The organism is Streptomyces sp. NPDC052496, from assembly GCF_040679095.1.
Classification (GTDB): domain Bacteria; phylum Actinomycetota; class Actinomycetes; order Streptomycetales; family Streptomycetaceae; genus Streptomyces.
The window spans coordinates 286,186-298,472 of the sequence record NZ_JBFAUH010000008.1 but is presented as its reverse complement, the minus strand read 5'-3'; the positions used below and the strand labels follow the sequence as shown (position 1 = coordinate 298,472).

At 73.2% G+C, this 12,287-nt stretch carries 12 protein-coding genes; 4 read left to right on the top strand and 8 right to left on the bottom strand.

What is annotated here, in order from left to right; genetic code table 11:
* Together AB0L45_RS14355 and AB0L45_RS14350 are read right to left on the bottom strand one after the other, a co-directional pair.
* On the bottom strand, positions 1–1,159 hold a 1,159-nt coding region (locus tag AB0L45_RS14355), incomplete at its 3' end, for a serine/threonine-protein kinase (RefSeq protein WP_365839499.1).
* A 723-nt stretch (positions 1,160–1,882) separates the two neighbouring features.
* Complete coding sequence (locus AB0L45_RS14350) at positions 1,883–2,647, bottom strand: VOC family protein (protein WP_365839497.1); 765 nt, start codon at positions 2,645–2,647, stop codon at positions 1,883–1,885.
* Between the two features lie 334 nt (positions 2,648–2,981).
* Here AB0L45_RS14350 and AB0L45_RS14345 point away from each other — a divergent pair, with 334 nt between their 5' ends.
* Positions 2,982–3,629 (top strand): TetR family transcriptional regulator, encoded by a 648-nt coding sequence (locus AB0L45_RS14345; protein WP_365839495.1) that lies wholly within the window; start codon positions 2,982–2,984, stop codon positions 3,627–3,629.
* A gap of 328 nt (positions 3,630–3,957) precedes the next feature.
* Here the strand turns inward: AB0L45_RS14345 and AB0L45_RS14340 are convergent, their stop codons facing one another.
* Positions 3,958–4,401, bottom strand: a complete 444-nt coding sequence (locus tag AB0L45_RS14340) for a nitroreductase family deazaflavin-dependent oxidoreductase (RefSeq protein WP_365839493.1) — start codon at positions 4,399–4,401, stop codon at positions 3,958–3,960.
* A gap of 113 nt (positions 4,402–4,514) precedes the next feature.
* Positions 4,515–5,822, bottom strand: coding sequence for an acyl-CoA dehydrogenase family protein (locus AB0L45_RS14335; protein ID WP_365839491.1), 1,308 nt, complete (start codon positions 5,820–5,822; stop codon positions 4,515–4,517).
* A 143-nt stretch (positions 5,823–5,965) separates the two neighbouring features.
* On the opposite strand from AB0L45_RS14335, the gene AB0L45_RS14330 reads away from it, so the two are divergent.
* The gene (locus AB0L45_RS14330) at positions 5,966–7,153 is read left to right on the top strand and encodes an acetyl-CoA acetyltransferase (protein WP_365839489.1); all 1,188 of its coding nucleotides are present in this window, start codon (positions 5,966–5,968) and stop codon (positions 7,151–7,153) included.
* A 107-nt stretch (positions 7,154–7,260) separates the two neighbouring features.
* On the opposite strand, the gene AB0L45_RS14325 is transcribed toward AB0L45_RS14330, so the two are convergent.
* The 3 genes from AB0L45_RS14325 to AB0L45_RS14315 all read right to left on the bottom strand — a co-directional run bounded on the left by AB0L45_RS14325 (position 7,261) and on the right by AB0L45_RS14315 (position 9,395).
* A complete protein-coding gene (locus tag AB0L45_RS14325; RefSeq protein WP_365839487.1) occupies positions 7,261–7,743 on the bottom strand; it encodes a YfbM family protein in 483 nt (160 codons plus the stop codon).
* A gap of 81 nt (positions 7,744–7,824) precedes the next feature.
* On the bottom strand, positions 7,825–8,514 hold the full coding sequence (locus AB0L45_RS14320) for a hypothetical protein (protein ID WP_365839485.1): 690 nt from the start codon (positions 8,512–8,514) through the stop codon (positions 7,825–7,827).
* An 83-nt stretch (positions 8,515–8,597) separates the two neighbouring features.
* Positions 8,598–9,395, bottom strand: a complete 798-nt coding sequence (locus tag AB0L45_RS14315) for an alpha/beta hydrolase (RefSeq protein ID WP_365839483.1) — start codon at positions 9,393–9,395, stop codon at positions 8,598–8,600.
* 79 nt (positions 9,396–9,474) lie between these two features.
* Between AB0L45_RS14315 and AB0L45_RS14310 the strand changes: the two genes are divergently transcribed.
* Positions 9,475–10,452, top strand: coding sequence for an ALF repeat-containing protein (locus tag AB0L45_RS14310; RefSeq protein ID WP_365839481.1), 978 nt, complete (start codon positions 9,475–9,477; stop codon positions 10,450–10,452).
* A gap of 130 nt (positions 10,453–10,582) precedes the next feature.
* Here the strand turns inward: AB0L45_RS14310 and AB0L45_RS14305 are convergent, their stop codons facing one another.
* The gene (locus AB0L45_RS14305; RefSeq protein WP_365839479.1) at positions 10,583–11,710 is read right to left on the bottom strand and encodes a hypothetical protein; all 1,128 of its coding nucleotides are present in this window, start codon (positions 11,708–11,710) and stop codon (positions 10,583–10,585) included.
* 68 nt (positions 11,711–11,778) lie between these two features.
* On the opposite strand from AB0L45_RS14305, the gene AB0L45_RS14300 reads away from it, so the two are divergent.
* Positions 11,779–12,264: a MarR family transcriptional regulator gene (locus AB0L45_RS14300; protein WP_365839477.1), complete on the top strand. Its 486-nt coding sequence runs from the start codon at positions 11,779–11,781 to the stop codon at positions 12,262–12,264.
* Positions 12,265–12,287 lie beyond the last annotated feature (23 nt).

Sequence of the window (12,287 nt, the reverse complement as noted above, 5' to 3'; positions counted from 1 at the left end):
GCGGCGGCTGCACGGCACCGCGCGGATCGGCGGCCCGGCGTGCGCCGGGGCCCACGCCGGCGGCACCGGCCCAGCCGGGCTCCGCCGCGGGCGCGGCCATCGCGCCGCCGGCCTGCGCCGCGGCGGCCGCCGGCGCGTTGCGCGGGCGCGGTGGCGGCGGCTGGGCGGGCGGTGGTGACTGCGGTACGGGCTGGCGCACGGCGGCGCGGGCCTGCCCGGAGCCGCCGCGGCCGGCGGACGCCGGTGCGGTCTGGCGCCCGCCGCGCCGCCCTTCGATGAGGGCGACGGCACCGTCCGGCAGCCAGGCGGAGGCGGTGCCGCTGTCGTCGCTGCCGGAACCGAACAGGTGCGGTGCGAGTTGGGACTGGAGGTCGGCGGGGGTGGGCCGCCCGGACGCCTCCATCTGCATGCAGGACTCGATCAGCGGCCGCAGCTCGTCCGGCAGCCCGGCCAGGTCCGGGCCCTCGCGCAGCAGCATGAAGACCGTCTCGACCGGGTTGGCGCCGTGGAAGGGGGCGTGCCCGGTGGCGGCGAAGACCAGGGTGGAGCCGAGGGAGAAGACGTCGCTGGCGCCGGTGACGCTGCGGGAGTCGCGGGCCTGCTCGGGCGACATGTACGCGGGGGTGCCGACGGCCACGTTCGTCATGGTCAGGCGGGTGTTGGAGACGCCGCTGGCGATACCGAAGTCGATGACGCGCGGGCCGTCCTCGACGACCAGCACGTTGGACGGCTTCAGGTCCCGGTGGACCAGGCCCGCGCCGTGGATGGACTGCAGCGCCTCGGCGATGCCGGCCGCCAGCCAGCGCACCGCCTGGGCCGGGAGCGGCCCGCACTCATTGACTATTTCCTCCAGGGAGGGCGCGGGCACGTAGGCGGTGGCCAGCCACGGCACCGCGGCCCGGGGGTCGGCGTCCACCACCGCGGCGGTGTAGAAGCCGCTGACCGCGCGGGCCGCCTCGACCTCGCGGGTGAAGCGGACCCGGAACAGCTGGTCCTCGGCGAGTTCCGTACGCACCGTCTTGATCGCCACGCGCCGCCCGGACGCCGAGCGCGCGAGGTAGACCAGCCCCATGCCGCCGGCCCCGAGACGGCCGAGCACCTCGAACGGGCCGATCCGCCGGGGATCGTGCTGCGTCAGCTGTGTCAGCTGCTCCACCACTTGCCTGCCACCTCCCCGTGGGGCGTAAAAGAGACTCTCAAAAGCCAGTGGCCGCCGAGAGCCACTGCCCCGTGCAGCGTCTCACCGCCTGGCCGATTCGGCCGTACGCGTGCTGATTCTTCCTGGCCGGGCCCACGGTTGCGAACCCGGGGCCGCTCCCGTCGTGTCCCGGCGGCTTCTGCGGTGCGCACCGGTACCGTCACCTGCCGTGACGGTCCCGTGCGGACGGGTGTCCGTACGGGCGGGCCCGGGGCACCGGCGCGGTCCGCCGGCGGGCTGTCGAACACCGTACGACCGGATCGCGCCGCGCCGTGCCGTCGCCGCGCCGTCACCTGCGCCCGAAACCCGCGCGGGGCCGTCACCTCGTCCAGGTACGTCCGTCAGGTGCCGGTATGTCCCACGATCCCCGGCCGCCCCCTGCCCGCAGCGCGAGCCGTCCGCCGGGCCTGCTGTCCGTACCGGTCATGCGTCCCGTCCCCGTTCCGTCCCCGCGCGCGGCCTCCGTGCCGGGTCCGCGCCGCCGTGCCGTCGCGCACCGGCGCGGCCGTACCCACTGTGCCGTATCGCAAGGTCACCGCGCTGCCCCGCCGGGCGGTCAGCTCTGCCCGTACGGGTGCCTCACCGGGCCCCGTACGCGCCCCCGCACAGACCCGCTGCCGGGCCGCGCCGTCCGCGGCCCGACAGCGGGAGCTGCCACCGGCCCCAATTGTGGTGGGCGCGGGCCTACTTAGGGGCCATGACGCCGAAGCCGGCGCCCTGATTGTCGGCGAACACCGCGAACGGGCCGCCCGGCGTACCGACCGGCTCGACCGTGATCCGGCCGCCGAGCCGGGTGGTGGTCCGTACGGCGTCGTCCATCACGGGGACGAGGAAGCAGACGGTGAAGTGCGCCGGCATCGCGGCGGGCGCGTGCTCGTCCATGCGGATCCGGCCGCCGACCTCCCGCTCCTGTCCGGGCAGCCGCCAGGGGCGGAAGCGCTCGTCCGCCGCCGGGCTGTCGGTCACGCGCTCGAAGCCGAAGACCTCTTCGTAGAAGGCGTCGGCCTGCTCCGGCTCGCGGGTGCTCAGAGTCGTCCAGACGTACGCGCCGGGCTCCCGCTCGATCCCGAAGCCCTGGTGGGCGCCGGCCTGCCAGACGCTGAAGACCGCGCCGGCGGGGTCGGCGGCGACGAGCATGGTGCCCAAGTCACCGACGGGCACGGCCTCCGAGACGATGTGACCGCCTGCCCGCAGGATGTGCGCGCTGGTACGGGCGGCGTCCGGGGTGGCGAAGTAGACGTTCCACGCGGTGGGCATCCGGCCGTCCTGCTTGGGCATCAGCCCGGCGGCCGCCCTGCCGTCCTTGTACGCCTCGGTGTAGTTCCCGTACTGCGGAGCGCCTTCGGAGAAGGTCCAGCCGAACAGCTCTCCGTAGAATCTCTTGCCCGCTTCCAGGTCGGGCAGCATGACGTCGGCCCAGCACGGGGCGCCTGCCGCGAATGCAGTCATGGGGCCAAAGTAGCCCTGGATCACGCCGCGCGCCCGGAGAGTAATCGAACATTTTGCCAATTCCCTGCGATCGCGTTCCTTACCGGACAATCCTCGGTGTCCGGCAATGACCACCCTCCGGCGGAATCCCGTCCCCCGCTTACCGGAAAGTTGTCCACAGCCTGTTGACAATACGATTCACTTGTTCGGGCCAAGCCGCCCGCCGGGCCCGCTCGCGGGCCACCGCGGCCGCCCGGCACACGGGACCGACCAGGACCGACAGGGCCGAACTCCCGCAATCCCCATTTGCAGGCAGCCAAATCGCGCTCCGATCACCCCTCGGTAAGCTGACGGCATGACAGGACAAGTTCGGACCGTCGACGGCAGAGTCGCCGGGCGCCGCGGACAGGCGACCCGGCAGAAGCTGCTCGACTGCCTCAGCGACATGCTCAGTTCGTCCCCGTACAGAGACGTCAAGGTCATCGATGTGGCCCGCAAAGCGGGCACTTCGCCCGCGACGTTCTACCAGTACTTCCCCGATGTCGAGGGCGCGGTACTGGAAATCGCCGAGGAGATGGCCAAAGAGGGCGCGAACCTGACCGATCTGGTGGCCGGCCGCTCCTGGGTGGGCAAGTCCGGCCGGCAGGCGGCCGAGGAACTCGTCGAGGGATTCCTCTCCTTCTGGCGCAAGAACGACGCGATCCTGCGCGTCGTCGACCTCGGTGCCGCCGAGGGCGACAAACGGTTCTACAAGATCCGCATGAAGATCCTGAATGCCGTCACCAACTCCCTTACGGACTCCATCAAGGAGCTCCAGTCCAAGGGCAAGGTCGACAAGGACGTCAGCGCGGCCGCGATGGCCGGTTCGCTCGTCGCCATGCTGGCGGCGGTCGCCGCCCATCAGAAGGGCTTCACGAGCTGGGGTGTCAAACAGCAGGAATTGAAGCCGAACCTGGCGCTCCTGGTCCACCTGGGCGTCACCGGGAAAAAGCCCGCCAAGTAACCCGGGCGCATCCCACGGCTCACCCTGAACACCCACCCCACCACTCAGCTCGGGAATACCTCACGAAATAGCCCACGGAACGCTCTTCGTTCGCGCTCGTCCTGCCATAGCTGTACGTCACAGCGGGTGTTGTCCGCCCCTCGGGGCCGGCCGGCACCCGCTGTGCGCGTCTGCGGGGCGCACAGTGGGTGCCGGCCGGGGTACGGCCGCCGGGTTCGCCGCGGCCTCCTGGGGCGCGGCCGGCCTCCCGGTCCGCCGCCGGATTCCCGATCCGCCGTCGGCCTCCCGGTCCCCGCCGGCCTCCCGGCTCATCCCAGGGCACCGGCGTTCAGCGCGGCTCCAGCCGGAAGAGCCGGATCTCCCGGGTGACGCGTGCCTGGTACGCGGCGTACGGCGGCCAGAACCCGACCACCGCCGACCACGCCCGCGCCCGCTCCGCGCCCGTCAGCAGCCGGGCCCGTACGGGAACGTCCCGGCCCCGCCAACTGATCTCCGCCTCCGGGTGCTTCAGCAGATTGGCCGTCCAGGCCGGGTGCCCGGGGCGGCCGAAGTTGCTGCCGACCAGCAGCCAGGTCCCCGTCCCCTCCTCCGGCAGGCAGGCCAGCGGCGTCCACCGCGGCAGACCGGTCCGGGCCCCCGCCACCCTCAGGACCGCCCCCGGCAGCATCCGCGCGCTCAGCAGCACCCGGCCCCGGGTGAGCCGGTGCACCGTACGGTCCAGAGCGGGTACGACGTACGGCGCCACCCGAGCGAACGCGCGCGTCGCGGACATCCGCTGCACCACCCGCCTGCCGGACGCCTTCACCCGGCCGGACGCTCCCGCGCTGCGGGATACGCCGCGGGATGGGCTGCCGGATGCGCCGCCGTCTGCGCTGCCGGGCCCCCTCACACCGGGGCCTCCGTCCGCACCCCGCCGCCGCCCCCGAACACCCCGGCCGCCTCAGCGGCATGCGCCCGCAGCCGGTGCACGGGCCCCAGCAGCAGCTCGTCGCAGACCGCGCGCTTGAAGAAGAGGTGGGCGTCGTGCTCCCAGGTGAAGCCGATACCGCCGTGCAGCTGGATGGCCTCCCCGGCCACCGCGCGCAGCGCCTCCAGGGCGTGGGCGAGCGCGAGGCCGGGGGCGCCGGGCTCCGCGGTCCCCTCGGGCCCGCCGGCCGCCCACGCCGCGTAGTACGCCGCGGACCGGGCCGCCTGCACCTGTACGTAGAGGTCCGCCAGCCGGTGCTGGACGGCCTGGAAGGAGCCGATGGGCCGGCCGAACTGTTCCCGCACCCGCACGTACTCGACGGTCCGCCCGAGCGCCGCCTCCGCCGCCCCGACCGCCTCGGCGGCCACCGCCGCCGCGGCCCCGGCCCCCACCCGCGCGAGCGCGCGCCCGGCCGGTCCGCCCACATCGGCCATATCGGCCACATCATCCGTATCGGCCGCAGCGCCCGCCTCACCGGCCATGCTCATGTCCTCCGCACCGAGCAACGTTGCGCGCACATCGCGCAGTTGGACGGTCCCCAGCGCCCGGGTCTCATCCATCCCCGTCTGCCGGACCCGCGCCACACCGGGCGCGTCCCCCCGTACGACGAAGAGCAGCGTACGGCTCCGCGCATAGCCGCCCGCGTGCGCGGCCACCAGGAGCAGCCCCGCACTGTGCCCGTCCAGCACCTGCGCGGCCTCTCCGTACAGCCGCCACTCCCCCGGCCCTCCGTGCCCGCCTGCCGCCGCGCACCGCCGCGCCTGGATGCCGCCGGCCCGCCCGCCGCCCGCCCAGTCCCCGCTGTTACGTCCGGTGAGCGCGAGGGCCGTGCCCAGCTGCCCGCCCGGGACGACCAGCGCGGCCGTCAGCTCACCCGCCGCGAAGGCGGGCAGCAGCTCCGTACGCTGGGCTTCCGTGCCCAGCGCCAGCACCAGCGGCGCGACGAGGACGGCGGTGGGCAGCAGCGGCGACGGCAGCAGCACCCGTCCCGTCTCCTCGCAGGCCAGCGCCAGCTCGGTGGGCCCGCAGCCGACGCCCCCGTACGCCGTGGGCAGCGCCAGCCCCGGCAGCCCCAGCTGTTGCGCGAGCTGCCGCCACAGGCCGGGGTCGTGGCCCTCGGGGGTGCGGACCGCGGCCCGCAGGTCGTCGGAACCGCAGCGTTTTTGCAGCAGCTCCCGCAGCGTACGGTGGATCTCGTCCTGCTCCTCGGTGAACGCGGCATCCATCGGCGGACTCCTCCGGGCCGTGCATCGACCTGACGGGTCGTCATGTTAGGTACTCCGGCCTGCTTTTCCCAGCCTCACGCGCGTTCCGCGGGAGCTCGCCGAGCCCTCCCGGGCCCCTCCGTTCCTGATGTACCGTCAGTTCCATGCCGCCCGGGAGCACCACCTCGTCCCCCCGCAAGGTCGCCATAGCCGGTGTCGCCCTCTCCGACTGCGGACGCGTGGACGGGGCCACCCCGTACGCCCTGCACGCCCAGGCCGCCCGCCGTGCCCTGGCCGACTCCGGCCTGGACCGCTCCCTCATCGACGGCTTCGCCTCGGCCGGACTCGGCACCCTCGCGCCGGTGGAGGTCGCCGAGTACCTGGGGCTGCGTCCCACCTGGGCCGACTCCACCTCGGTGGGCGGCGCCACCTGGGAGGTGATGGCCGCGCACGCCGCCGACGCGATCGCGGCCGGCCAGGCGCGCGCGGTGCTGCTGGTGTACGGGTCCACGGCGCGCGCCGACCTCAAGGCCGGCCGCCGTACCGCCAACCTCTCCTTCGGCGCCCGCGGCCCGCTCCAGTACGAGGTGCCGTACGGCCACACCCTCGTCGCCAAGTACGCGATGGCCGCGCGCCGCCACATGCACCAGTACGGCACGACCCTCGCCCAGCTCGCCGAGGTCACCGTCCAAGCGCGCGCCAACGCGGCCACGAACCCGGACGCCATGTACCGCACCCCGGTCAGCGTCGACGACGTCCTGTCCGGCCCCCTGATCGCCGACCCCTTCACCAAACTCCACTGCTGCATCCGCTCCGACGGCGGCTGCGCGGTCCTCCTGGCCGCCGAGGAGTACGTACGCGACCTGGCCGGGCCGCCCGTCTGGATCCTGGGCGCGGGTACCGCCGTGTCGCACTCCGCGATGTCCGGCTGGGAGGACTTCACCGTCTCCCCCGCCGCCGTCTCCGGCCGCCTCGCCTTCGGCCGGGCCGGAGTGCGCCCGTCGGAGATCGACGTGGCGCAGATCTACGACGCCTTCACCTACATGACCCTCGTGACCCTGGAAGACCTCGGCTTCTGCGCCAAGGGCGAGGGCGGCGCGTTCGTGGAGAAGGGCCGGCTGCTGCGCGACGGCGCCCTCCCCGTCAACACCGACGGCGGCGGTCTGGCCGCCTGTCACCCCGGTATGCGGGGTCTGTTCCTGCTGGTCGAGGCGGTACGGCAGCTGCGCGGCGAAGCGGGCGAGGGCCGCCAGGTCCGGCGGCCCGACGGCAGCCTCCCGGAGCTGGCCGTGGCGTCGGGGACGGGGGGCTGGTTCTGCTCGTCGGGGACGTTGGTGCTGGGGCGGGGGTAGGGGTAGGGGTAGGGGCACCGCTTCGCGGTGCCGCGTCCGTGCACCTCAGGACGAGAGCCTCAGAACGTTCTGGAATGCGAGCCGCAGAACGTTCTGGAACGTGAGCCTCAAAACGAGAACGTCATGACCGCGGCCGCCCCGGCGCCCGCCACCGCGCCGAAGAACGCGGCCAGCGCTTCATAGTTCGCCCGCAGGTACGGGATCTCGCCGCTCCCGTCACCCTCGTCCCAGACGCCCGGGTACACGTCCTCCTCCGTCATTCGCGCCGCGTCGTAGTGCGCGGCCAGCCGGTCGAACGGCAGCGCCCGCAGTTCCCGGGCCGCTTCCTGTACGGCTTCGGCGTCCCAGCCGCTGAGCGTGCCGTCCTCGCCGATCGGGAAGCCGCCCGTCTGGATGTCGAGTTCCGCCTCGGCCTCGTCCAGCAGGTACTGGATCCCGGCCCACGCCTTGTCGAGGTACACCGCGGGGGCGTCCGGCCGCCGGTCGTTCCACTGGAGGTCGTCGAGGAATTCCCGCGCCCACCGCGGATCCTCGTACGCCTTGTCCAGTTCCTCCGGCGTCACGCACGTGAACGAGATGACCATGCCCATGAATGCCCCCCGAGCGACAGCGGCCGACCTGCCAGGTCAGCGGTCAAGTGTTCCACACGGGGGATGCGGGAGCCTGCCGCCCTACGTGAGCGACAGGGTGTACTCGACGGCGCGCGAGTTCGTCGGTTCGAAGCCCAACCTGCGCAGCGCCGCGTGGAGTTCCTCGTCGTCGGGCGCCGCGTTGGCCTCGGCGTCGCGGAGGCCGGGGTGTCCGGTGTCGAGCGCGTGGAGGGCCGCCGCGGTGAGGGCGGTGAGCGTGTCGGCGGTGCCGTCGGCCTCGCGGTTGTGGACCAGGCGGGCGCGGTCGCCGTCCAGCTCGACGTCGTACCAGGCGTCGTCCGTACCGATACGGAACGCGACGCCCTCCTCCTCGGAAGGCAGTTGCCGGACGGCCGCGTCTCCCACGGGCACGCCGGCCGGCAGGCCACGCCGCCACCACCGGTAGACCTCGCCGCTTTCGAGCGCGCCCACCTCCACCGCGGCCTTTCCGGGGCTCGCGTCCTCCTCCGTGATCCACCGCAGGGCCGTACCGCCCGCCTTACGGGCCACGTCCGCCGCCTCCCGCAACAGGGGCACCAGGATCTCGTCCTCGGCACAGTCGAGGACGCCGACGAAGCGCAGGGCGGGGTCGGGGGCGCCCAGGTCCAGCAGCGCGACCGACCCTTCGACCGTTCCTCGGGGAGCGGCGGTCAGGACGGCGACCGTGCGGTCGCCGCACCACAGCTCACCGGCACGGTCAGGATCGGTTATACATTCAACGAAGTTTGCCATTTCTTTACCTTATGGAGAATTTCTCCCCTCTGTCCACTATGGCCCCGGCACCCCCGCTCCATACCGCCCATACCCACAGCCACTCACCCGAGCGAACCGAGGAAATCCCGGACGGCCCCGGCCATCCCCTCCGGGTCCTCGGCCGGAATGAAGTGCCCGGCGTCCAGCTCGACCCGGCGGGTGTGCGGGCGGCGCTCCGTCATCTCCGCGGCCAGCTCGGGCGTCAGCAGGAAGCTCGTACGCCCGTGGATGAGCAGCGCCGGGCAGTCGCTGCCCAGCCAGACCGGCCAGTGATCGCCACGTACCCCCAGGTCGGACGCGACCACGTCCTCCGGCACGAACGGCAGCCGCCAGCTTCCGTCGGCCTCCTGCCGCAGCTGCCCGGCGATCAGCGGGGCCGCCGGGCCGACACCGTCGAGCAGCGCCTCGCGGGTGGGCGTCCGCCGCGGCCAGTCGAGGCAGAAGGCGATGCCGCTGGGGCCGGTGTCCGCGATCACGACCGGATCGTCCACGTTGATCAGCGCACTGATCCGGCCGGGGTGCCGGGCGGCGAGGTGGTACGCGTTCTTGCCGCCCATGGAGTGCCCGAGCACCGCGGCGGACGGCAGACCCAGGTGATCGAGGAGGGCGACCGCGTCGGCGACGTACCCCTCGCGGGAATAGTCCGGCGCCCGGTCCGACTCGCCGTGGCCGCGCTGATCGGGGGCGACCACCCGCCATTCCGGGGCGAGTTCGGCGGCCAGCGGGGCGAAGCTGCGGCCTTCGGAGAAATGCCCGTGCAGCACGAGGAGCGGCTTTCCGGCGGCGGGCCCGAAATCGAGATACGACAGACGGCGGCCGTCCAGGAGCAGGTGATGACGGTGCTCTTGCCATGCGTCCATGCCGAACACGCTAGTGGGGAAGACCCATTACCCTGTACAGGTTATTTTCCGCTGTTTGACCGAAATGTTGTGTGAGCGTATGAAGAAGCAGGCCCGTCTGACGGCCTTCCTCGCGGCCGCCGCCGTCGCGCCGGCCGTACTGTTCGCCTCCCCGGCGGTCGCCGCCGAGGCCCCGGCCACCGCCACGTCGGCACCTGACCAGGGCGCGGAGACGAAGCCGGACGAGCCCGCCAAGAAGCCGGAGAAGCCGTCGACCCTGGCGGAGGACCGCATCACGGTCGTACGGATGATCAGCGACAAGAACGCCGGCCGCGCGCTCGTCCGGGAAGCCGACAAGGCCCTCATGGGCACGGAGGAAGACCTGCGCCGCTTCCTGGAGAAGGGGCAGTACGTGGCGCGCGACGAGGACAATCTCGTCGCGGTCGTCCGCGTGCTGGCGGACAAGAAGAACGGGCCCGGCGTCATCGCCGAGGCGAACAAGGCGATCGACGGATCGCCGCAGGACCGGGTGGAATTCCTCAAGCGGCTGCCGGATATCCGTATCGCTGACAACCGGGTGCGCGCGGTGCAGATTTCCAGCATCGGCGGCCCCGCGGTCCGGGAAGCCGCCGTGAAGGCGCTGCGCGCGGGGCCGGAGGCCGTGCAGCACTTCCTCGACGCAGGCCAGTACGAGGCCCGCGCCAAGGACGAGGCCGCCAAGAAGAAGGCGGAAGAGGAGAAGGCCGCCGAGGAGAAGGCCGCGAAGGACAAGGCGGCCAAGGACAAGGCGGACCGGGAAGCCGAGGAGGCCAAGGAAGCCGAGCGCGGCGGCAAGAACGTCACGCCCGCCTCCGACACCGGCTCCGTGGGCAACGGCGGGTCCACCGCCCCCTCCGCCACGGTCTCCGGCAACGCCGTCACGTCCACCGGCAGCGGGAGCGGCACCGGCAGCGCCCTCGCCTCGACCGGCGTCAGCCCCGCCACCCCGTGGGCCGCGGGCGGCGCCGCCGTCGCCGTCGTCGCGGGCGCGGGCCTGGTCGCGGCGGGCCGCCGCCGCACCGCCATCGAGCGCGGCTGAGGCCGAATGTCGGGGCGCCCGGCCACCCCGGACGCCCTGACACCTTCACCCCTCACCCCTCCAGACCGCCCCCACCAGACCTCCCCTGCCCTTCTCCCCCTCCGGCCTCAACCACCCGACGCAAGGCCCCTCACCCCTCCAACGGAGCAATCCTCCGCTGCGCCGCCAGCACCGCCGCCCGGAACCGCGGATCGGGCCGCAGCGCGTACTCCCGGCGGCACGCCTCGGTGAACTTCAGTACGTGCTCGTCACCGTGCTCGACGGCCCGCGCCCCCAGCTCGTCCAACGACGGCAGCCCGTCGACGAGTTCGTCGGACAGCTCCCGGCGCCACGCTCCCGTCCCCTCCCCCCGCCGGCTCGTCGTGAAGGCGAGGAGCAGCGCGGTGTGCACCTGCCACAGCGCGGCCAGCGTCGGTTCGTACTGCTCGGCGGGCAGGTGCGGCAGGATCAGCCGTACGGCGGCGGGCGCGGTGACGCCGTGGATCAGCGGCACCGGGAACACCTCGTCGTGGCTCAGGTACACGTCCGAGAACTGCGTCGTCATCTCGCTCAGCAGCCGCGGCGCGTGGTCGACGGCCAGCGCGTCCAGCGCCTCGCCGTATCCCGGGAGGTCGGCGAGGCGCGCCAGCCGGCCGCCTGCGACGCCCGGGTTCATCGGCCCACCGTCGCCCGGTACGCGCGGCAGCGCCGCGATCGCCCCCGCCAGGTCGTACGTTCCGCGCAGGCGCGCCTGGCCCGGGAGGGCGGTGTAGCGCGCGGCCCAGTACGCCAGTCCGCGCGCCAGTTCCGTGCGTTGCGCTTCCGTGGCCCCGCCGCCGTCCGCACCGTCCGCGCCGTACAGAGCCCGTACCGCATGCGCCGTACGGATCAGCCCGTGCGTCAGCCCCGCGAAGAGCCCCGGCAGCAGGCGCGGCCACCAGCGGCCGAGCACGTCGCGCCAGGACGCGTCGGCCAGCTCCCGCTGGAACAGCCGCTCCCAGTCCCCGGCCCGGTCGAACGCCCCGAGCGCCGGCCGCCAGGAACCCTCGTCGGCGGGATCGAGGGCGAAGCGGGCGGCGGGCGGCTCGTGGTGGGGCATCGCGGCCCGGTAGCGCTCCACCCACCCGGCCACCTCCCCCTCGTGGCCGAGCATCGCCAGCGCCTCGGCGCCCATGGGGCCGTGGTTGGCGAGGTCCACCCCGGCGCCCCGTTCGTACCCCAGGTCCTCCATCCGCTCCAGGGCTTCGTTGACCGCATCGTGATAGCTGACCGACGGCATCCGGGTCTCCCTCCCGTGCGCACTGACTGCCAAACAGTTTGGAAACCCAAACCATCTAGACTCGCAGTATGCCGCACGCCCCCGACGAGAGCTCCGCGCGGGTACCGACCCCCGAAGAAGTCGAGGTCATCGGCCTCATCCCGCTGCTCGCCCCGTACTTCCGCAAGGGCCTCGTCCAGGGCGCCATGCCCGAACCCCTCCTCGGCGCGATGACGGCCCACAACCTCACCCCACGCCACGGCGCGGTCCTCCCCCAGCTCCTCGCGGGCGCCCTGACCGTCGGCGACCTGGCGCGGCGGCTCCGCGTCTCCCTGCCGACCGCCAGCGAACTCGTCGGCGCCCTCACCCGGGCCGGCATCGTGGAACGCAACGAGGACCCGGCCAACCGCCGCCGGATCCTCGTCTCCCTCGCCCCCACCCACCGCCCCGCCGTAGAACGCTTCATCGCCACCCGCTCCGAACCCCTCCTCCGCGCCCTCGAAACCCTCTCCCCCCAAGAACGCGCGGGTTTCGTCACGGGCCTGACAGCTTGGACGCGCGAGGTGCTGGCGTAGCACCGCACTGCATACGTATCGCG

Coding starts and splice junctions, on each gene's coding strand:
- AB0L45_RS14350 (WP_365839497.1), bottom strand. CDS start 2,647: ATGACTGCATTCGCGGCAGGCGCCCCGTGCTGGGCCGACGTCATGCTG.
- AB0L45_RS14345 (WP_365839495.1), top strand. CDS start 2,982: ATGACAGGACAAGTTCGGACCGTCGACGGCAGAGTCGCCGGGCGCCGC.
- AB0L45_RS14340 (WP_365839493.1), bottom strand. CDS start 4,401: ATGTCCGCGACGCGCGCGTTCGCTCGGGTGGCGCCGTACGTCGTACCC.
- AB0L45_RS14335 (WP_365839491.1), bottom strand. CDS start 5,822: ATGGATGCCGCGTTCACCGAGGAGCAGGACGAGATCCACCGTACGCTG.
- AB0L45_RS14330 (WP_365839489.1), top strand. CDS start 5,966: ATGCCGCCCGGGAGCACCACCTCGTCCCCCCGCAAGGTCGCCATAGCC.
- AB0L45_RS14325 (WP_365839487.1), bottom strand. CDS start 7,743: ATGGGCATGGTCATCTCGTTCACGTGCGTGACGCCGGAGGAACTGGAC.
- AB0L45_RS14320 (WP_365839485.1), bottom strand. CDS start 8,514: ATGGCAAACTTCGTTGAATGTATAACCGATCCTGACCGTGCCGGTGAG.
- AB0L45_RS14315 (WP_365839483.1), bottom strand. CDS start 9,395: ATGGACGCATGGCAAGAGCACCGTCATCACCTGCTCCTGGACGGCCGC.
- AB0L45_RS14310 (WP_365839481.1), top strand. CDS start 9,475: ATGAAGAAGCAGGCCCGTCTGACGGCCTTCCTCGCGGCCGCCGCCGTC.
- AB0L45_RS14305 (WP_365839479.1), bottom strand. CDS start 11,710: ATGCCGTCGGTCAGCTATCACGATGCGGTCAACGAAGCCCTGGAGCGG.
- AB0L45_RS14300 (WP_365839477.1), top strand. CDS start 11,779: ATGCCGCACGCCCCCGACGAGAGCTCCGCGCGGGTACCGACCCCCGAA.